At 38.6% G+C, this 21,409-nt stretch carries 18 protein-coding genes and 3 pseudogenes; 10 read left to right on the top strand and 11 right to left on the bottom strand.

Features of this window, described 5'->3' with window-relative positions; translation table 11 throughout:
• Positions 1-84 precede the first annotated feature (84 nt).
• The 3 genes and pseudogenes from RGF10_RS22260 to RGF10_RS22270 form a co-directional block, all read right to left on the bottom strand.
• Positions 85-1,320, bottom strand: coding sequence for an ATP-binding protein (locus RGF10_RS22260; RefSeq protein ID WP_318505856.1), 1,236 nt, complete (start codon positions 1,318-1,320; stop codon positions 85-87).
• Between the two features lie 171 nt (positions 1,321-1,491).
• A pseudogene (locus RGF10_RS22265) lies at positions 1,492-2,165 on the bottom strand (response regulator).
• Positions 2,166-2,216: 51 nt separating this feature from the next.
• A pseudogene (locus tag RGF10_RS22270) lies at positions 2,217-3,786 on the bottom strand (ATP-binding protein).
• Positions 3,787-3,999: 213 nt separating this feature from the next.
• Between RGF10_RS22270 and RGF10_RS22275 the strand changes: the two are divergent.
• From RGF10_RS22275 to RGF10_RS22320, 10 genes and pseudogenes are all read left to right on the top strand, one after another.
• Positions 4,000-4,365, top strand: coding sequence for a type 2 periplasmic-binding domain-containing protein (locus RGF10_RS22275; RefSeq protein WP_318505860.1), 366 nt, complete (start codon positions 4,000-4,002; stop codon positions 4,363-4,365).
• Positions 4,340-5,041 carry a DctP family TRAP transporter solute-binding subunit gene (locus RGF10_RS22280; RefSeq protein ID WP_318505861.1) on the top strand — a complete coding sequence of 234 codons (702 nt, stop codon included), beginning with the start codon at positions 4,340-4,342 and terminating at the stop codon, positions 5,039-5,041. The genes RGF10_RS22275 and RGF10_RS22280 overlap by 26 nt, the downstream gene beginning before the upstream one ends.
• A gap of 204 nt (positions 5,042-5,245) precedes the next feature.
• A pseudogene (gene dctA, locus RGF10_RS22285) lies at positions 5,246-6,512 on the top strand (C4-dicarboxylate transporter DctA).
• 249 nt (positions 6,513-6,761) lie between these two features.
• A complete protein-coding gene (gene atpB, locus RGF10_RS22290; RefSeq protein ID WP_318505863.1) occupies positions 6,762-7,481 on the top strand; it encodes a F0F1 ATP synthase subunit A in 720 nt (239 codons plus the stop codon).
• 14 nt (positions 7,482-7,495) lie between these two features.
• Positions 7,496-7,867: a F0F1 ATP synthase subunit B family protein gene (locus tag RGF10_RS22295; RefSeq protein ID WP_318505864.1), complete on the top strand. Its 372-nt coding sequence runs from the start codon at positions 7,496-7,498 to the stop codon at positions 7,865-7,867.
• On the top strand, positions 7,864-8,427 hold the full coding sequence (locus tag RGF10_RS22300) for a hypothetical protein (protein ID WP_318505866.1): 564 nt from the start codon (positions 7,864-7,866) through the stop codon (positions 8,425-8,427). The genes RGF10_RS22295 and RGF10_RS22300 overlap by 4 nt, the downstream gene beginning before the upstream one ends.
• Positions 8,428-8,716: 289 nt before the next feature.
• Positions 8,717-9,988, top strand: a complete 1,272-nt coding sequence (locus RGF10_RS22305; protein ID WP_318505867.1) for an ammonium transporter — start codon at positions 8,717-8,719, stop codon at positions 9,986-9,988.
• A gap of 132 nt (positions 9,989-10,120) precedes the next feature.
• Positions 10,121-11,098, top strand: coding sequence for a DUF294 nucleotidyltransferase-like domain-containing protein (locus RGF10_RS22310; RefSeq protein ID WP_318505869.1), 978 nt, complete (start codon positions 10,121-10,123; stop codon positions 11,096-11,098).
• A gap of 3 nt (positions 11,099-11,101) precedes the next feature.
• Positions 11,102-11,815, top strand: coding sequence for an exonuclease domain-containing protein (locus tag RGF10_RS22315; protein WP_318505871.1), 714 nt, complete (start codon positions 11,102-11,104; stop codon positions 11,813-11,815).
• Positions 11,816-11,925: 110 nt separating this feature from the next.
• Positions 11,926-12,186 (top strand): alpha/beta-type small acid-soluble spore protein, encoded by a 261-nt coding sequence (locus RGF10_RS22320; protein WP_318509648.1) that lies wholly within the window; start codon positions 11,926-11,928, stop codon positions 12,184-12,186.
• 31 nt (positions 12,187-12,217) lie between these two features.
• Here the strand turns inward: RGF10_RS22320 and RGF10_RS22325 are convergent, their stop codons facing one another.
• The 8 genes from RGF10_RS22325 to RGF10_RS22360 form a co-directional block, all read right to left on the bottom strand.
• A complete protein-coding gene (locus tag RGF10_RS22325; RefSeq protein ID WP_318505872.1) occupies positions 12,218-14,116 on the bottom strand; it encodes an ABC transporter ATP-binding protein in 1,899 nt (632 codons plus the stop codon).
• A 60-nt stretch (positions 14,117-14,176) separates the two neighbouring features.
• Positions 14,177-15,910, bottom strand: a complete 1,734-nt coding sequence (locus RGF10_RS22330) for an ABC transporter ATP-binding protein (RefSeq protein ID WP_318505874.1) — start codon at positions 15,908-15,910, stop codon at positions 14,177-14,179.
• Positions 15,911-16,100: 190 nt separating this feature from the next.
• Positions 16,101-16,451: a DUF1516 family protein gene (locus tag RGF10_RS22335; RefSeq protein WP_318505875.1), complete on the bottom strand. Its 351-nt coding sequence runs from the start codon at positions 16,449-16,451 to the stop codon at positions 16,101-16,103.
• Positions 16,452-16,465: 14 nt separating this feature from the next.
• Positions 16,466-17,158: a response regulator transcription factor gene (locus RGF10_RS22340; protein WP_318505877.1), complete on the bottom strand. Its 693-nt coding sequence runs from the start codon at positions 17,156-17,158 to the stop codon at positions 16,466-16,468.
• The gene (locus tag RGF10_RS22345) at positions 17,155-18,627 is read right to left on the bottom strand and encodes a sensor histidine kinase (RefSeq protein WP_318505879.1); all 1,473 of its coding nucleotides are present in this window, start codon (positions 18,625-18,627) and stop codon (positions 17,155-17,157) included. The genes RGF10_RS22340 and RGF10_RS22345 overlap by 4 nt, the downstream gene beginning before the upstream one ends.
• Positions 18,628-18,645: 18 nt before the next feature.
• The gene (locus RGF10_RS22350; RefSeq protein WP_318505881.1) at positions 18,646-19,383 is read right to left on the bottom strand and encodes an ABC transporter permease; all 738 of its coding nucleotides are present in this window, start codon (positions 19,381-19,383) and stop codon (positions 18,646-18,648) included.
• Positions 19,364-20,083, bottom strand: a complete 720-nt coding sequence (locus RGF10_RS22355) for an ABC transporter ATP-binding protein (RefSeq protein WP_318505883.1) — start codon at positions 20,081-20,083, stop codon at positions 19,364-19,366. The genes RGF10_RS22350 and RGF10_RS22355 overlap by 20 nt, the downstream gene beginning before the upstream one ends.
• A gap of 44 nt (positions 20,084-20,127) precedes the next feature.
• Positions 20,128-20,985, bottom strand: a complete 858-nt coding sequence (locus RGF10_RS22360; RefSeq protein ID WP_318505885.1) for a hypothetical protein — start codon at positions 20,983-20,985, stop codon at positions 20,128-20,130.
• Between the last annotated feature and the right edge of the window lie 424 nt (positions 20,986-21,409).

Genomic DNA, 21,409 nt, shown 5'->3' on the forward strand with positions numbered 1-21,409 from the left:
AATCCTCCAACAAATGTTCAGAATTAGCGGGACCTTAATATAAAAAAGGCTTGACCACGATTTGGGCCAGCCCTTTGATTGTCTTTATTTTTGATTGATTGGAAGAATCATAGAAACTTTTGTCCCCTGTTCTTTCTTGCTTTCAAAAAGTAGTTCCCCATGATGGTCTTCTATTATTTTCTTGGTAACAAGTAACCCTAAACCCGTGCCATCCTGCTTTGTAGTAAAAAAAGGTTCACCAAGCTTTTTAAGTTTTTCAGCATCAACACCACAGCCGTGGTCTTGAACCGTTACTTGTATTTTGTTAGGACCATTTCCTGCTACAAACACCTCAACAGTACCACCATGATGCATAGACTCAATAGCATTTTTCAAGATATTGATTAAGGCTTGTTTAATTTGTTTTTCATTACACTCCACTAACGGTAAACTACCGCCAGGATTTACAACGATTTTCGACCCATAGTTATCAGCTAATTGTCTCGTTACACTGGTCACATAATCCACAATCATATTGAGATCATAAAAATTAAAATTAGGCGCCTTAGGTCTCCCTAATACCATCAAATCATCAACAATGGAGTTGATTCGATCGATTTCTTGAATCATTATCGGATAAAAATTTACATCACTTTTATCTCTTTCTTGTTGTAATTGTGTAAACCCTTTTAACGACGATAACGGATTTCTGATTTCATGACCGATAGAAGTTGCCATTCTTCCTAATACCATAAGTCTTTCATTTTGGCGCTGAACTTCAAAAACAGAAGTAATAGCTTGCACATAAGATGTAAAACGAGATAGGAAAATATACGAAACAATGGCAAAAACGATTAGCAAAACAATAGGAAATAAAAATCTAGTAGATTGAAGAACAACACATAGAAAAGCATATTTCCCTACTAAAACACTAGCAACTGTCCAAAAGAACCGCTTATTTAAAAATATAGGGACAATAACCATAATAAAAACTTCGACTACATTCCCTTCATTAACACGATCATTTCCCCCAATGTAAATTAACACATAATTAATAGCATCTAAAATGATAAAGCCAAAAGTATAAAAATACTTTACCAAGTATGGTTTTCCGGTCTTAATTAAAAAGATAGCGACAGGTAGAAACGATGTAATGATTAAATATACCCAATACCCCAAACCACCTTCAGGTAGACCTATAGGTTTTTGGTTAATTAATGGATAAAGAATAAAATAAAACGAATCATACCCAAAATAAAAAATATAGAACATCCATAAAAATAATTTTACTGATTTTACCTCTTCAGTAATCATTTGATTTGCGCGAGCTAATTCCAACATAAACAGACCCCTTGTTAAATTCACATAATTTCTACGGCGTTCGAATCTATTTTAATCCAACATTTCACTTTTCTCCATAGTTTACGAGAAAAATTCGTCATATATCTTAAATATACGACATAAATCGACATAATTCCGAACATTCCTGAGTATTTTAACCATTTTCAATCGTTATTTCGAATAGATATAGCGATTGACCGGCGTCCAATCCCACCGTATTGTATATCAATCTTTACCTTTCTGCATTTCTCTAAATACTCTAAATATCGGCGAGCAGTGACTCGTGCTATCCCTAAACCCTCTGCCACCTCTTCAGCGGAGATAGGATAGGAATTACTAGATAAATATGAAACGACTTTCTTTAACGTAACTGCATTTAATCCCTTCGGCAAGTCCACTTGTTCTTCCTCTAGCTCCTTTTGGAATAGAATACCATCCAACTCCTCTTGAGAAATATGCTGCTTCTTATTAACCTGCATGCGGAAAGAATGGTAGTTTTCTAATGCCTTTTTCATCCGTTCAAATTTAAATGGCTTCATTATGTAATCAAAGGCTCCATGCTGGAGGAAAGATCGAACGGTTTCCATATCACTTGCAGCTGTTATGGCAATCACATCAACCTCAAGCCCCTTTGCACGAATTTGCTTTAAGGTAGTTAGCCCATCCTGAGTAGGCATGAACACATCAACCAAAATGATATCTGGTTTCAATCTTTCAATGAGTTCTATTCCGTCGGTGCCATTCCCAGCAACACCGATGACGTGAAATCCAGGGACTTGATTCACAAATTCACGATTAATTTCTTGAACCATTGGATCGTCTTCAATAAGTACTACTTTATACACACCTATCACCCCCGTATGATGAAGGAAGCACTTGAACCGTCCCTCTACTTCTTAAAATGTTATTTGGAAGGATGTTCCGTGGCCCGGTTTCGAGTCGACATGAATTTTCCCTTTGCCCTTTTCGACGATTTGATTGACTAGAAACAGTCCTATTCCTCTGCCTATTCCACCTTTAGAGGAATAACCATATTGAAAAATATTATGTAAATCCTTTTCGTTGATCCCACAACCATTATCTTCAACCAGTATGTTAAGAAGCTTTTCCGTTTGACGTATACTTACATATATTTCATTGCTTTCATTGTCCGTTTGTTTGAATGAATCAAAGGCATTTTCAACGAGGTTTCCAATCATTAACACAAAATCATGATGATCCAATAAATTAGGAAAATGATGCAAATAACTGTGTCGATCTATAATCACTTGGATCCCCAGCTCTTTGCCCCGACTGACTTTACTCAACAATAATCCTGAAAGACTGTCATCCTGAATATTTTTGCTCAAAAACCTAGTCAGTTCCTCCTGTTCCTCTGTAACTTGGAACACATATTCAAGTGCTTTATCCTTATTCCCCAATTGAATCAAACCAGCAATTGTATGTAACTTGTTAATATGTTCATGATTTTGGACCCTTAAGGCATTAACAAAAGCTTTTACACCTGTTAATTCCTCTGCTAATTTTTTAACCTTTGTTCGATCCTGAAAGATTGCAATCGCTCCAACTGTCTTATTTTCTACTTTAATCGGGACGCGGTTACTCACAATCATTAAATTATTAATATATAAATCTTTATTATAAATCGGCCTTTCTAACTGCAGTATTTCTGGAAGATAAGTGTCCGGCAATATTTGTGAAATACTCTTGCCAATGACTTCTCCCTCTACACCGAGAATTTCCTTTGCCCGATCATTAAAAATTGTAATGCGTTCTTCACGGTCAATCGCAATAATACCTTCATGCATCGAGTTAAACGCTTCTGTTCGCTCTACAACAAGTCTGGCAATTTCATGCGGCTCAAGCTGAAACATTTCCTTCTTTAGTTGTCTCGCTAAAACCCATGCCCCCCAGCCACCAAAGATAAACGCAATCCCACCGGTCAGGATGATTTCTTTTTTTACATTCATTAATGTTTCGAGTATAGTCGGAAGCTTAAACCCTGCGATGATGACGCCAATCTGCTTATGATCTTCATTAATTACAGGCACAAACGCCCGAACAACAGACCCAATTTCACCTTTGGCCTCAGAAAGATAAGAATGCTCTGCAAAAGCTGCTCCTTCATCAAGACCTGTTGAGACCTCACCAACTTTATCAATGATTGGATGAGTTAATCTCGTTCGCTCCATATCCATCACGACTATATAATCCGCATCATTAATCATTCGAATTTTCTCTACTGTCTTTTGAAGCTCATCTAACTTCCAGGTTAGAGGCAGGAATATTTTTTATTACTTCAGGAAGCTCAGCCACTGTCCTAGCTGTCAGCATAGCCTGTTCCTTGATTTGATTTTCCTCTTTTTTCGTAAACTCATTTATTAAAATAATTCCTAGGAACAATAATGAGAAGCCTAAAATGAATAGAATCAAGCTCGTAATTTTCCACCGTATTGATATCCTCATACACGAAATCCCCTTCATGTTCTTAACTTCATTGTAACACGAATAATTTATATATTATTTCAAAAAGTGATATGATTGAGAAAAGTGTGAGAGAGTCAATTTGTGATTAATCTAAAATCTTATACTCTCCAGAGCATTTCAATACCTCCAGCATATTCACCACTTTATTTTTTAGGCTTTTTAGTAATCAATAAATTCTAATAGAGGGCTGCTATGAAATCATTTATTTCAATGAGTATCTTAACTATTATTCTATTAATATTTTGGATTGGGACGGATTCACTATCAAAATCAAGAACGGAAGTGTATGACGACGAGCAAGAGGGACTAAAAGACCAAATTATTATTCGCTTTAGCCATGTTGTTGCCGAGAACACGCCAAAGGGATTAGCCGCTCAAAAATTCGCAGAGTTAGTCCAAGCAAAAACAAAAGGTAAGGTCAAAGTGGAGGTTTATCCTAATGGAATCCTCTATTCAGACGACGAAGAGGTGGATGCCCTCACTCGAGGTGACATTCAAATGATTGCCCCTTCCTTCTCAAAAATGACAGAAATTGTACCAGGAGTGGAAGGTTCTTGATTTACCCTTTTTGTTTGAAAATGATGAGCATGTAGAAAAGGTATTTAACGGACAAGTAGGAAAAGACCTGCTTCAGAAGCTAGACGATAAACAGATGAAAGCCATGACCTTTTGGAGTAATGGCTTTAAACAGATGACAAGTAGCAAACAGCCGCTCTTAAATCCAGAGGACTTCAAACAGCAGCGTTTTCGCGTCATGCCTGGGGAAGTCATTATCAAGCAATTTAAACTGCTTGGAGCAGAACCGACTGCCCAATCCTTTAACAATGTCTATCACTCGTTAGAGATCAAAGCTCTCGATGGCCAGGAAAACACCATCTCAAATATTTATTCTAAAGGCTTATACAAGGTGCAGCAGCATCTTACCTTGAGCAATCATGGATACTTAGGTTATGCAGTCATTATGAATGCAGAGTTTTGGAATCAACTAACTCCTTCTCAACAAAAGCAAATAAATAGTGCAATGGTTGAAACAACAAAGTGGATTCAAGATGAAGCTAGAAAAATGAACGATTCACAGCTTAATGAAATACAAAAAAATTCATCTATTCAAATCCATCACTTAACAAGTGAGCAGCAAAACTTATGGAAGAATACATTCCTACCACTTTATTCACAAATTGAAGAAGAAGTTGGCTCTAAACTTCTCCACGATATTCAACAAACTAAACCATAAATTTTATTCGGGGTTTGGACTTCACCATGTGAAGTCCAGCTCCTATTTTTTTTGCCGTGAACAATTAAATGACCAAAAAGAACAAAAAGAACATTATCACCATAATTCAGCATTTTCTCAATTGTCTGTTAATATAAACTCATTCACACCACGTTGTTTGAAAGCGCTAACAATCGTTTTCAATAATTATATAGGGGGATGGAAATGAAAATTAACTTTCGGAATTTAACGGTTCAGGTAATTATCGGGATTTTCATCGGGATTGCCATTGGTTTTACTTTTCCGGCATTCGGAGAACAACTAAAAATAGTGGCAGATATCTTTATTAAAATGATTAAGATGGTCATTGCACCAATTGTATTCTTTACTGTTGTAATCGGCATCGGCAGTATGGGAGATCTAAAAAAGGTAGGGCGAATCGGGGAAAAGCTCTATTATATTTTGAAATCGTCACAACCTTTGCATTAGCGATCGGGATTATTGTCGTAAACTTCATTAAACCCGGGAAAGGCTTCAACACTGACTCAGTTGAAGGTGGAGACGTAAGTCAATTTACCGAAGCAGCAAAAGAGACAAGTCATGGAGCAATGGATTTCATTGTCAATATTATTCCAGATAACATTGTCGCTGCGATGGCAAAAGGCGAATTACTTCCTATCTTATTCTTTGCGATTCTTTTCGGCTTATCCTTAGCTGCTATGGGAGAAAAGGAAAGCCGGTTGTTACTTTATTTGAAAAGCTTGCCGATGTTTTCTTCGGTGTCGTTAATATGATTATGAAGGTTTCTCCAATAGCCGCTTCTGGCGCTATGGCCTACACAATTGGCAAATTCGGTCTTGGGTCACTTTTATTACTTGGAAAATTAATGGGTTCTGTATATATTACGATGTTCTTATTTATCATTGTGATTCTTGGACTAATCGCTAAATTCTACAATTTTAGCATTTTTAAATTTATTGCCTATATTAAAGAAGAAATTTTACTTGTACTTGGAACTTCATCTTCTGAATCAGCTCTTCCACGTATGATGGAGCGTCTTGAAAAATACGGTTGTTCAAAATCTGTTGTTGGCTTGGTTGTGCCAACAGGCTATTCCTTTAACTTAGACGGTACCGCTATTTATTTATCAATGGCCGCCATTTTCATTGCACAGGCTTACGGGGTTGACCTTACCTTAATGCAAGAAATCACATTGCTTGGAATTTTAATGCTAACTTCTAAAGGAGCTGCTGGAGTAACTGGCTCAGGATTCATTACACTTGCTGCAACACTTGCTGCTTTTCCAATGATTCCGGTTGAAGGCATTGCCCTTCTTCTAGGTGTTGACCGCTTCATGTCAGAAGCACGAGCGATTACAAACCTCATCGGAAATGGGGTTGCCACTGTTGTTGTTTCAAAAATGGAGAATGAATTTACTCCTTCACTAGAAGTAGCACAAGAGGGTAAAACAGGTTCACGCCAAGTAATTTAAGCAACCTTAGAAAAAAAAGCGAATCGGAGCTATCGATTCGCTTTTTGCTATGGTTACGGGAAAATAGTTTAATAAGTATTATTTCATTTATAATATTGCTTATGTAAAAATACTGAAAATTTCGAAAAAATGACACAAAAGACCTACAATCATATGTTTGTTATTATAATATAATGAAGACAGATGCTGCATGATTTTCAATTTTTCACCTACCACCTCCTGAAAATTAGCCAGAAAGGGGTAGAATATATGCATTACGAAAGGCCGCTTGTTTCATTTCTTCACGTAACCTTTGATTTATCGATTGTACTCACCAGCACCGTCACAGCCCTCATCGTCTTCCTCTTTGCATACCTAGCAACAAGAAAGATTAATCCCTCTACACCAAACAAATGGCAAAACCTCATGGAATGGCTTGTCGAATTCATCCAAAACATCATGATTAACACAATAGGCATTAAGAATAATTTATTCATTCTTACTACCTGGATGACATTGTTCTTGTTTATTTTGGTTGCAAATCTCCTTGGAATCCCGTTCTCTGTGGTCATTGATGGAGACAATCCCATTGCTTGGTGGAAATCACCTACTTCAGACGCCCATGTCACCATGACTCTCGCCATTATGATGATTGTCTATACCCATTTTCTTGACTTACGACGTCATGGATTAAAACAGTATGTGTTAGGCTATTTCAGACCCTTTAAGCTTTTGTTTCCGATTAATTTATTAGAGCAACTTGCTACTACACTAACACTTGGCCTTCGTTTATTCGGTAATGTTTACGCCTGGGAAGTCATGCTAGCCCTACTTGCTGCTACCGTTAATCATGGGGGATTTTCGGCAGTGTTTGCTTCAATTCCAATGGTAATCTGGCAAGCCTTCTGTATTTTTATCGGAGCACTACAGGCGTACATCTTTGTCACTCTGACCATGGTTTATATTGGGCAAAGAATCACAGCCCACTGAAAGGATGAACAAAAATGGGGGATTTTACAATTTTCGGACTACCAATTGCGTTAGGAACCATGATTTATCAGGCTATTCTATTCACCGTGCTATTTATTTTACTTCGCAAGTTTGTCGTTCCAAAACTTATCGCGGTTCTAGAGACCCGCAAAGGAACAATTGAAAAACAGCTGCTGCTCGCCGAAACCTACAAAAAAGAAGGCGAACAATACGCAAAGGAACAACACGAACTACTCCAAAAAGCCAAATTTGAAGCAAAAGAATTAATGAAGCGAAGTGAAAAAGAAGCGCAGAATCTGATCAAAATGGCCAAGGAAGAAGCGAATATGATCCGGCAACAAGCCTATAACCTTTCCCTAAAAGAACAGCAGCGTGATGCCGGATGAGACACACCTTTACAAAAACGCTGGGAATGGTAACTGAAAATCTCGAATTAAATATTGAAGAAAAATGGATATATGTCTTCTATACTCGGGGGAAAGTCGAAAAGACCGCCTACATCTTAAAAAACTCTGATAAAACAATTGAAGCATACATAAGTAGTTTTCTAGAGGAAAACCATATATCAGAAGATCTTAAAATCGAAATAAAAAAATTCATCAGTGCAGATAATCAAAAAAAGGAAACTGACTGGCATAAATTTTCAGTGTTCCTCATTAAGACGTTATCGGTTAATATCGTGGTTTGTTTTATGCTCGGCCTTGCGATTTTTGCAGGTTATAAAACGGGGGCAGCAGGTGATGCTAAATTTAATCTGTATCCTCTTTTCACTGTAATCGGGGTGTTATTAGGTCTGGTACTCGGTGGATATATTTGTTATGTGATAATGATGAATTACATGAAACAAGACGAAATAAATGAAAAAAAGATCCATTCAAATTTATTAGGAGCGAGTTACGGTGGTATGATTTCTTACATGAAGGAAAAAGACAATCATAAAGAATAAACCATATTTATGTTCACTTGCAAAAAGGAAACCTTCTATAAAATCTCCAGCTCTAAGACGTTACCCTGTTTATAAACATTAGGGTAACGTTTTTTCATTCCTTTTTCTATTTAGTTCCTTTTTCTCTGATAGTTCATGTTAGGTTTTTTAACATAAAAATTCAGAAACTTCAAAAAAACTATTGACTTTAGTTTTTTTTACGCTAAAATAAACGTAAAGATATCGATGTTATATTTTCTTACATCATTTTGTAAGAATTAATAACAAGAGGAAAAAGGGAGGAAGAAAAATGGATGCTACATTTTTGATGAACAGCTTATGGGTAATGTTGTCCGCAGTATTAGTTATTTTTATGATAGGCGGTTTTATCCTGTTGGAGGCAGGGTCGACTCGAATGAAAAATGCCGGTCATATTGCCGGTAAAACAATCTTCACTTTCGGTATTGCTTCATTAGTATTTTGGGCAGTAGGTTATGGTTTCATCTTTGGTACGAATTCTAATTTCTTCATTGGCTTATCAGATTTCTTTTACTCAGGGACACAAATTAAAGACGCTAGTATTTCAACACCCGTTTTCTTTCTTTTCCAATTAGCATTCGCCGGAATTTCTTTAACCATCGCCTTTGGCGGATTTGCAGAAAGAGCGAAATTATCCGTATACTTATTCTTCGCACTTCTTTTCTCAGCACTTGTATATCCTGTAATCGCCCACTGGATCTGGGGCGGCGGTTGGTTAGCTGAACACGGTAAGCAAGACTTCGCCGGTTCAACAGTTGTTCACTTAACTGGCGCTATGGCTGCATTAGCAGCAACAATCTTGTTAAAACCACGTATTGGGAAGTACAATAAAGATGGCTCTCCAAATAACATTTATGGTCACAACCAAGTCTATACCGCACTATCCGTTCTCATTCTTTGGGTAGGTTGGTTTGGATTCAATGCAGGTAGTACCGTTTCAGTCGATGGCGCATTCTTTGGATTTGTTGCTTTAAACACAAACCTTGCTGCTGGCGCAGGTGCTGTTGCTGCATTAATTATCTCTTGGATTGTTCTCGGTAAGTCAGATGTTCCGACAATGTTAAACGGCGCCTTAGCTGGTCTCGTTGCCATCACAGCATCTTGTGCCTTTGTTGAAACTTGGGCTGCAGTAGTGATTGGATTAATTGCTGGAGTACTAGTATTCTATAGTGCTAGATTCTTCGAAAAAATGAAAATTGACGATCCAATCTTTGCTTTATCTGTACATGGTACTGCTGGTGTTTGGGGTACATTATCAAATGGTTTCTTCGCTACAAAAGAATTAGCTACAGTCGGAAAACCAGGCTTATTCTACGGCGGTGGTTTCGAGCAATTAGGAGTGCAAGCATTAGGAATTGTCACTTCTGCAGCATACGCGTTCATTGTTTCCTTTATCATTTTAGCGATTGCCAAAAAGGTTCTTAACGGTCTGCGTGTTTCTGAAGAAGAAGAAATTATGGGTCTTGATATCAGTGAGCACGGAAGCTATGGTTACCCAGAAGTTTTCTTATCAGAGGATCACAGTAAAAGTGTAAATTCATAAGAAATAGAAGCAGCTCACCTAGGAGTGAGGGGTATATAATCCTCCGCTTCCCCAGCCGCTTTATCTAGATAACAAACTTGAGAGCCTCTTTTTAGAGGCTTTCATTGTTTCAAGCGTGAAGGATGTGTCGTCATGACAGAAGTATTTCAGTCATATGAAGCGATCAAAAATTGGAAGGACGAACAAATATCGCAATACCAACTCGATACCTTTACCTTAAATACATTTCATGATCTTGTTATGAAAAAGGTATTTACATTATCAATGTCTCGACTAAATATCGGAGATCCACCGTGTCAATTTGCATGGTTTATAACCGGTAGTGGCGGAAGATTTGAACAAGGACTCATCAGTGACCAAGACCACGGCATTGTGTATGAAACAAACGATAGTAAATCAAACGAATTCTTTAAATCCCTCGGGGAAGAAATATCATACGGTCTAAACATCGTTGGTTATCCTTACTGCGAAGGAAATGTCATGAGTTCAAATCCCAAATGGTGCAAACCACTTGATCAATGGAAAGAGCAGCTTTACAACTGGATGGAAGAAGGCAGCTTCAAAACAATCCGGAACCTACAGATTTTTTTCGACGCTAGATTATTAGTAGGCGAACAAAATCTCGTCCAGGCATTAAAAACGTTTATTTTTGATTACAAAGAGGAAAAACCAATGTTAATCAAACGTTTGATGGAAAATGTAAGCCATTTAAAAAGCGCAGTTGGCCCACTCGGACAAATCATAGTGGAGGAAAAAGGTATTCACACTGGGGCTATTGATCTAAAATATTCCGCTTTTCTACCATATGTAAATAGCATTCGCCTTCTTGCCATTAAGGAGGGCATTACCGCTACATCATCGCTTGATCGACTTAATCAATTAATAACCATCAAACAATATCGCGAAATACTTGAAGTGTGCAGAACGAACTTTCTTCGGTTATTACAATTAAGATTATCACTTTTTAATACAAACGATTCTTACGATGACATCCATTATCTCAATATTAAAAAGCTAAGCCGCGATGAGAAAAAAGAAATAAAACAGATATTAAAAGATGGGAAGAAACTTCATCATTACGTAAATGGGATCATCGAAAAAGGGTGTTAACTTATGGCATTTGAACCGTTTAATCACATTTTAAGAGGGATTCAAGGCGTCTTTGGTGGGGCCCAAGGACAAAATGCACAACAAATCGCCTATATGCGGCAGTTACAACGGGAAATTACATCGGAGGATAAATTAAAAATTCCTTTAGAAAAATTAAATGTTGTAATATTCGATATTGAAACAACTGGCTTCTACCCCGACCAAGGTGATGCCATTATTTCAATTGGCGCGATTAGAGTCTGCGGAAATGTCATCCAAGAAGCTGACAAATTTTATTCCCTCGTCCGCTACGAAAAAACTCTTCCCGAAAAGATTGTGAAGCTCACCGGGATTACTAACCCAGATTTGAAGGATGCACCACCACTTTCTGAAGTTCTCCTCAAGTTCTTTAAATATGTAAAAGACGACACCCTTGTTGCCCATCATGCCGCTCACGAAAAAAGCTTTATCCAACACGCTAGCTGGAAGCTCTTTCGAACGAACTTTAAGCATCGAATCGTTGATACCTCCTTCCTTTATCGTGTTGCAGAACCAACCGAAAAACTAATTCGCTTAGATGATTTTTGTACACACAACGGAATCCCGGTCATTGCCCGCCACCACGCACTTGGTGACGCTAAACTAACTGCACAGCTTTGGTGCCTCTATATGGAAAAACTACAAAAAGAAGGCTACAAGAATTTAAAAGAGATCTACGAACGAGTTGCACGACTATGAATTAGCAATAAAACCCGCCTATCATTGACGATGGTCGGGTTTTTCTTTTGATTATTTCCCCATAACAATCATGCGTTTGGACAAACTATATTCAAAAGGAGGTTGTTATGATGGCAAGGAGAAGAAATAAAATTCTTATTCCTGAGGCAAGAGCTGGACTCGATCAATTGAAGGCTCGGCTAAATAATGAAACCAATCCGGATAATGTAAAGTACGAGGTAGCAAAAGAGACAGGCGTTCCACTAAAGCACGGTTATAACGGAGATTTGACAACAAGACAAGCTGGTAAAGTCGGCGGAAAAATCGGTGGAAGTATGGTTCGCGAAATGGTCAAAATGGCCCAGCAAACGATGATGAAGGATAAGGAATAGAAAGAAGGGCGCCCATCCCCCACACCCTGGGTCAAAGCGCCTTTTCTCCCTTCAGCTGACTTTCGTATAATCCATAATAAAACCCTCTCAACTCAAGGAGCGACTCATGATTTCCCTTTTCCACAAGTGTCCCCTGGTCGAGCACTAGTATCTGATCAGCTTTTTGCACCGTATTCAGCCGGTGGGCTATCACAAAGCTTGTTCGTCCCTTCATTAAGCGAGACAACGCCTCTTGAATCTTTAATTCCGTAATCGTATCTATATTACTTGTAGCCTCGTCTAAAATTAAGATCGCAGGATCAACCAAAATGGCTCGCGCAATCGATAGTAGCTGTTTCTGCCCCTGGCTGATTCCGCCTCCATCTTGTTTTAGAATCGTATCATAACCATCCGGAAGTTTCATAATAAACGAATGAGCGTTGGCCAGCCGTGCAGCTTGCTCAACCTCCACATCACTCGCTTCTAAACGCCCGTAGCGAATATTCTCACGTATGGAGGCTTCGAACAATACGGAATCCTGGAGCACAAACCCCAATTGGCTCCGCAAACTTGCGCGCTTAATTTCCTTCAACTCATTCCCATCAATTAATAAATTCCCACCATCATAATCATAAAAGCGAGCAAGCAAATTAAGAATGGTTGTTTTTCCAGCCCCAGTTGGACCTACTAACGCAACCATCTCGCCTGGTTGAGCATGAAAACTAATGTCGGAAACAGTGTCGCTTTCTTTTTCGTAGGAGAAAGTAACATTCTGGAACAAAACATCGCCCTTAATGGTCGACACTTCGACCGAACTCGTCTTTTCATCATCCGTCTCCTTCTTCTCATCTAAAATTTCAAAAACCCGCTCAGCGCCAGCAATAGCAGATAATAGCGTGTTAAATTGATTGGCCAAATCATTCAACGGACGAGTGAATTGCCTTGCGTATTCGGTAAATACAACAATTACACCAATCGTAATCATCCCTTTTAAAGCGAGCACACCACCTACTCCCGCAATAATCGCAAAGCTTAAGTTATTTAATACATGCATCAGCTTCGGGATAAAACCAGAAATAGTTTGCGCCCAGAATCCCGACACCTTTAATTTCTCATTTCGAAGCATGAATTCTTCAATTACCTTACGCTCTTGTGAAAAGGTCTTAACGATTCGCTGGCCGGAAATAGTCTCCTCGATAAAACCGTTTAGCTCACCTAAATTTCTTTGCTGTTGCTTAAACGATTGACCCGTTCGGTTCGTAATCCATTTCATCCCCGCAAACATCAAGGGTACAACAAGCAAGGTAAACAGCGTCAATAGTGGACTAAGCCAAACCATAACGGTAATCGAACCAATCAACATCAATACACTCGTTGAGATTTGAATGACAGAACTGTTTAAAGTGGAGCTAACATTTTCAATATCATTGGTCACTCTACTCATAATTTCTCCATGCTGTCTCTTATCAAAATAATAAATCGGCAGACAGTGCAGTTGTTTGAATAAATCCACACGGAGCGTATAGACTGTTTTTTGAGCAATCCCAATCATCCAGTAGTTTTGAAGAAAGCTTGATGCAGCATAAAAAATATAAACAAAAATTAACGAGATTAATAACCACCCCAGCCCGTCAGTTTTATTAGCAACAATGTAACCGTCGACAGCTTTCCCTACTAAAATCGGACCTAAAAGACCGAGGCCCGTTGAAACGATGACTAATAACAAAACAAGGACAAACAATCCCTTTTTACGTGATAAATAAGACCAAAGCCGTTTAACCGTATTGAACCAATCATTGGGCTTCGCTCCCTTTCGACGGTTGCCCATATGAGCATGATTCATACCACCCGTACTCCCACTTTGACCGCTCACATTATCCCCTACATTATCGATTTCTCTCGAAACCTTCCGACGCGGATATTGAAATGGTTTCTTAAACTCTTCAAACATTCTTCTCACCTCTATTCGCCCTAATCTAAACATACTCAGCTCACACAACAAGACTTCAAACTAAGCCCTCTTCCACTGTTCCTTCCCAAATTGAGATTGATAAATTTGCTGATAAAGAGCGGATTCCACTAATAATGTAGAATGGTCTCCTTGTGCTAACAGCTTTCCATCATCTAGTAGCAGAATGATGTCTGCCCCCATTGCCGTACTTATTTTTTGCGTAATAATAAAGGTTGTGCAAGTGTAGCCCTTGATCGCATCAAGTAATCTTGCTTCCGTTTTCATATCAAGCGCACTTGTACTATCATCAAACAAAAGGATTTTAGGTTTTCGGATTAAAGCACGGGCGATTGCCATTCGTTGCTTTTGACCTCCAGAGAGATTGACACCCTTTTGCCCAATTACTGTCTCAAATTGTTTAGGGAGTTTTTCAATCGTATCGTAAATCTGGGCAGCCTTGGTTGCTTCGATTATCTCATCCATCGATGCATCCTCCTTGCCCCAAGCAAGATTATCTTTGATTGTGCCTGTAAAAAGCAATGACTCCTGTGGAACAAAGCCAATTTGCTTTCGTAAAAACTCCGGATTCAGTGAACCGATATCTTGATCATCTATGTAAATTGCTCCAGCATTTGCTTCATACAATCTCGGGATTAGTTGAAACAATGACGTTTTGCCTGAGCCTGTTGCACCTAACATTGCAACGGTCGAACCCGCTTCCGCCACAAAGGATAGATCATTCAACACAAATGAATCCGTCCCTGGATACCGAAAAGAAACACAATCAAATTCTACTTTTCCGGCGAATGGACGAACAGAATTCATTACGTTAACCTGCCTGCTTTCCTCACCTTTACCAGAATTCAGAACCTCAAGAATCCGTTGTCCCGAAGCTTTTGCTTTTGAAAAAACAAGAATAATCATAGAAAACATCGACAGCGCTGCGGCAATCCTCGTACCATAATTGACTACCGCAACAATCTCTCCGACCTTCGCATCCCCTGAAGCTACTTGCGTACTCCCAAACCATAAAACACCGAGGATACTAATATTGATCACCAACAATAAAAAAGGCATCGAAAAATCAATCAGCCTGAGCGCAGAAACAGTGCGCGCCATTAGCTCCTTGTTTGCCTGCTCAAACCGCGTCGTTTCATGAGGACCTCGAAGTAGCACTTTGATTAATCTCATGCCTGCAAGATTTTCACGCATAACACTATTAACTTGATCAAGCTTCGCTTGGGAGGAGCGGAACAATTTCCCCGCCTTGTTGAACGCCCATCTTAAAAATAAAATTAGAAAGGGAACCACTGCAATCATAATCAGGGAGAGTTTAACATTAACGATGACAGCCATCACCAATCCACCAACTACAAAGAGCGGAGCCCGCATCATGATGCGCAAGCTCATAAATACCGTATTTTGGATTTGCGTAACATCATTCGTTAATCTTGTGATGAGAGAAGATGCAGGAAAACGTTGAAACTCAGCAAACGATAATGATTGAACCTTCTCAAATAAGCTTTTTCGAATATCAAAGCCAAAACTTTGTCCAGCATGAGCCGCAAAAAAGGAATTCAGTACCCCGGATGTAAACGAAAGCAATGAGATTCCTACCATAATCGCTCCCCAAGTCTTGATGATTACCAAATCCTTTTGTAGGATGCCATCATCAATGATTTTAACCATAAAATAAGGCATAAGCAGCTCTACAACAAGTTCGAATAGCATAAAAAAAAGCGCAACCGCTACGGAAACTTTATATGGTTTTAAGAAAGATAATAGCTTTTTCATTAAAATACCTCCGTTGACTCCACCTTTTAAAAAAACAAGATATTTCGCCATTCTAACGAGTATGTCACAATTCATCATATCGCTTTTGGCAGGTTTTTCAAAATATCTTGATTTTCTCAATCACCACCTACACAATGACCTCATTAAAAATAAAAACCAACAAGTTTTTCACAACTCGTTGGTTTTAGACTTATAGGTATTTCATTCCTAGCGGAAGCATCATCCCTAACAAAACCACTGCTGCAAATACAACAGCAAGGGCAATCCAAAATGGACCAGTATCTTTTCCTTTTTCCTTCCAGGCAATGATCATTTCAAATAAACCAATCACAGCCACCCCAGCTACTGCCTTTAAAATATATAAAAACGTAATGTTATAGAGCGAGAAGAACATCATCAAACCGGTGATAATAATTAATACGTAAGAAGTCCTTAATACCATTTGCAAAACTTTCGTCTTTTTCCCTTGTGATTGAAGGCTGATGACAATAAAAAATAAAACTAAGGCTAAAACCATAGCTGTTAAATGAGCATGAATCATATTATATTTTCCTCCTAATAATCTTTAAAACGATAGCCCGCACCCCATACCGTTTCAATATAATCGGGATTGGACGGATCGTGTTCTATTTTTTCACGGATCTTGCGAATATGAACCGTCACGGTTGAGACATCGCCAGCACTATCAAATCCCCAGATTCGTTCAAACAAGTGATCCTTACTAAAAACCTGGTTTGGATGGGCAGCTAAAAAAGTTAATACATCAAATTCCTTTGTTGTAAAAACGACCTCTTGATTGTTAACAAAGACTCGTCTTGCTGAACTATCAATAATGAGCCCACGAATATAGATTTCATGTGTCTCCGGCTTTTGTCTCATCATTAACCGTTCATAACGCGAAAGGTGCGCTTTAACGCGAGCCACCATTTCGTTTGGACTAAACGGCTTGACTAAGTAATCATCGGCACCGAGACCCAAACCTCGGATTTTATCAATCTCTTCCTTCTTCGCTGTCACCAAAATAATCGGAATATCCTTAACACTGCGGACCCTTTTACATATTTCAAAACCATCAATGTTCGGCAGCATGACATCAAGTAAAATCAAATCATAATCACCGGTAAGCGCTAACCGAAGCCCTTCGTCACCGGTTAATACCATTTCCGTATCAAAGCCATTGATTTCTAAATAATCACGTTCTAATTCGGCAATGCTTTTTTCATCCTCAATGATTAAGATCTTCTTCATGCTATCACCTGCTGTTTCTTCGATTTAGTTGGAAGAGTAATGGTTATGGTTGTGCCAATATTAAGGGAGCTTTCAGCACGAATCGTCCCGTCATGTTCTTCGACAATCATCCTAGCGATCGATAGGCCAAGCCCACTTCCGCCCGTTAATTTACTTCGCGACTGGTCCGCACGATAAAATTGGTCAAAAATGAACGGTAATGACTCCTCCTCAATTCCCGGGCCATTATCGACTACCATTATTTCAACCTGTTCCTCTTTAGAGTTCAATATGAATTGCAGTTCTTTCACATCTTTATCCATATATTTCACACTATTAGCGACAATATTTGCAAGGACACGTTTTAATTTTTCAGGGTCAATCGGCGCACGATAGTCGCTGCCTTTTTCCGACTGGAACGAAATTTGAACGCCCTTTTCCTCCAAATCAAAACTTAATTCTTCAATAAAATCAGCTAAATAGTGGTACAAATCGATTTCCTCAAACTCAAATGGAACCTTGCCCAAATCAAGCTTCGAATAAAGAAAGAGTTCGTCAATTAAATGATCCAGGTCAATCGATTTCGAATAAATCGTTTGAATATAACGCTCTTGTTTTTCTGGTGTATTGGCAATCCCATCACGAAGTCCTTCTACATAGCCTTTAATAGAGGTAATCGGTGTCTTTAAATCGTGTGATATGTGGGCGATTAACTCTTTCCGGTTCTCCTCATATTGCTTTTGAATCGCAAAGGCTTCATTTAACTTTATCCGCATTTCCTCAAAAGACAGGGTTAATTGTCCAATTTCATCATTCTTAGTTGCTTGAATCGAATGGTCCATATTCCCTTCTTTTATTGATTGAGCTGCAGTCTTTAAGCGATTAATCGGCTGAATGATGCTCTTTGAAACGAAATATGTCAAAAGACCATTGGTTGCGACCAAAATGACTAGACATAATCCGATTAGAATCGGAAAAAAGGTTTTAACAAAATGATTCCACGGACTTGCATCCTTCATCACAAATATAGAAATTTTGCCACCATCTTTATCGTAGTAATCATGTTGTTTGATCGCAAAGGTTCTATCTCCAACCTTTTCTAGGTTTCGCATCAAATTCGTCGTTCCGAAATTCGGCAAGTCCGCCTTTTTGATTTCGGAAAGATTTGTTGAAGAATATAGAATTTCACTGTCTTTTCGTATAATAAGCCCTGCATGAAAAGCTGCCAGTCGATTGTCTACCTCATTTAAATATTCATCTTCTTGCAACTGTTCTGGATTGCGGACCGATTTTTCTTTTAGTTCGAAAAAGATAAGTGAATCCTGCTGTAATGTCTTATCACTGCTATGACTTTCTGGTAACAGATAAGTCACTTCCTTAATATCACCGAGAAAGACAATCGATAGGATTCCCCCAGCAATCGCAAATAAAATAATCGGCACAATGATCATCGCAAGATTTGAAAGGATGAGTCTAAGCTTAATCGACATCGGAAATACACCACTCTCTTACGCTTCTTTTTTATTAAACATATAATAGGCAGATGCTAAAAACAATACGGTCGCAGAGAATAAATAAATGAATGTTTGCATCGCCCAACGGATCGAAATATCTCCAATCCATTGCATATACCAATCCAAATAAGAAGCTGGGAACAAATACAGTAAATTAGGGAATAAATACGGTAAAACGAGCATACCTACATAAATTAATATTAACCCCGACATCGCGATTGTACTTGAACGTACTAAGAGAGCAAATAAAACGGCAAATGCAGTTAAAACAAATAAAGGAAGCCAAGATACGAGAAACGCGACGAAACCTAAACCAATATCACCATATTGGAAGCTATTATCAACTACCACACTGCTGATCGTAACAGATAACCAGCTTAATACTAATTGAATAATAATAAAGACTCCAATAGCAGCTGTTTTTGACAAAAATTGCTCCATTCGATTAATTGGCCGCACCAGTAACAGTGTTCCTCTTTCCCCTTCACCGGTAAACAGCTCTGCTGCAGCCATAAAACAAAATAATGGTAAAATGAGCTTCACTAGCAAATCAAGAATCATGTAGTTAACATTTAGGGAAGGAAGCGCCATCCAATCAGTTAATAACATGGTGTCAACCAATAGCTTAATGACTACCGGCAATACGATCGCTAAGAAAAGGAATAGCTTCGTCACCCGCTTCACCAACAGCTTTTCAAGTTCGTTATAAAGATTAGCTGACACTGATTGCATGTGAACTCTCCTCCACTTTCTTAATATAAGCAGCTTCTAATGATTCACCCTGAAGCTTTGAATATGAAAGCTCACCATTAATTAAAAAGGCGAAACGGTTGCAAAGTCGTTCCATTTCAGAAATGTGATGACTTGAAATAAGAAAGGTAACATCAGAATGAATCGCAAGCTGTTCAATCGTTTTTCGAAACAGCAGCAGCCCGTCTATATCTAGTCCATTCGTTGGCTCATCTAAAATGACTAAGCGTGGATTCGAGATCAATGCTAATGCAATCCCAAATCTCTGCTTCATTCCCATCGAGAAAGAAGAAACCTTATCATATTTATAAGGATGTAATCCGGTTAGCTCTAATACCTCATCAATTTTTGTTTTTGGCACCTCTGGATAATAACGCAATGCCATATTTAAATTTTGATAAGCTGTCATGTTTTCATAGGACATCCCGTTACCAATAAAGGCACCGACAGAACGAATAGCCTGTTTATATTGGTGTTCAAGATCTCGACCAAATAGCTCAATCTTTCCTTGGTCTGGCCTGATCAGTCCTGTCATGCATTTTAATAATGTTGTTTTTCCAGCACCATTTGGACCAAGAATTCCTAAAACATCACCTTGATTGACGGTTAATTCGATTGTTTTGATTCCTCTTCCACTGCTATATTGCTTGGATAATCCTGTTATTTGGACCGTTTTTTCCAAGTCATCACCCCCTAATTTCCATTATTTTCATTCATTCTACTAATCTACATTCCGTGACCGCCGTGGCTTACGTCCATTTCTTCTACTTTGTCAGTCGGAATTTCTACTTTCGAAACAGTTGTTTGATTGTAGTCTTTCACTTCAAGCTTGAAGTTCAATACTAAATTATGTTCCTTCCCTTGCTTATCTTTACCCGAAACAACCGCTTTAACTGTTTGTTGTGCGATTCGATCTTCTTTTGTAATAGTAGCGGTCAAATTAATTTGTTTAACGGTAATGTCATGATCCAATTCTGGGATCGTTGGTGTGATGTGAAAATTTGTTTCTGATGCTTCTGTACGGTCCTGTAGCATCACAGAATGCTTAATCATTAGTGAACTAAGCGCATTAGCGGCTAATGGGATTTCTTTACCAGTAAGGTCTAATTCAACTGTTGTTGCGCCATTTTTCGCTTCATCTACCGTAATTTGTTGCTGAAGATTTTTGGTTAATACATCAATCAAATTTTCTACGTCATCTTGAAGCTCAAGGCTTTGTTCACTATGTGGATTTTTTGCGTCCATTTTATAGAATAAATCTGTGCCCTCTTTCGTCACATACCAAGCACCATCTTGCTTGTACAGATTCATCGCGCTTGATTCTTCTGTGTTGGCCATTTCCGTTGAAATCGTACTAACTCCTTGCTTCATATCCCCTTTGTATAAGGAATTCATCGAGAACAATGATTGTTCATTGTCCTCTAGCTTAACGCTCAAGGCCATTGTTGCACTATCTGCTTGATGGGTTTGTTTTAATGCTGATTTATAAAGCTCGTAGCCTGATGTGTTGGCTGAAATGGAATAAACACTCCCTAACAAAATCGCTCCGCTTAATCCGATTACCCCAAGAGTCTTCTTGTTCATCTACCTCTCCTCCTAACCTGAATTTTGTTCACATCAACAGAATAACCAACAGTTCTAAATGCCTTCTAAATAGAATCTTAAATATTTCTTAAATCTTGGCTGGATTAAAGAACAGTGTAAATGTTATATCAATCGGTTGATTGGAGCGGAAGGTGCGAGACTCCTGCGGGAGAAGGTGTTACGGGAGACCCCACAGGCGCATAGCGCCGAGGAGGCTCCCGAACTCCCCCGCGGAAAGGGAGCACCTGGAGCGGAAATCAACAGACAAATTTAAAAAGCCTAAATCAAAGGCAGCAATTGTATAAAAAAACAAGCAAGGAAGTCTTAGCTCCCTTGCTTGTTTTTTGATGTATAAACTATGCTGTAATATCATTTTTAGTAGAAGTAGAACGGGAATCATGAATAACCATTGCTGATTAATCTG

The organism is Bacillus sp. T3 (genome assembly GCF_033449965.1).
Taxonomy (GTDB): Bacteria; Bacillota; Bacilli; order Bacillales; family Cytobacillaceae; genus Bacillus_BU.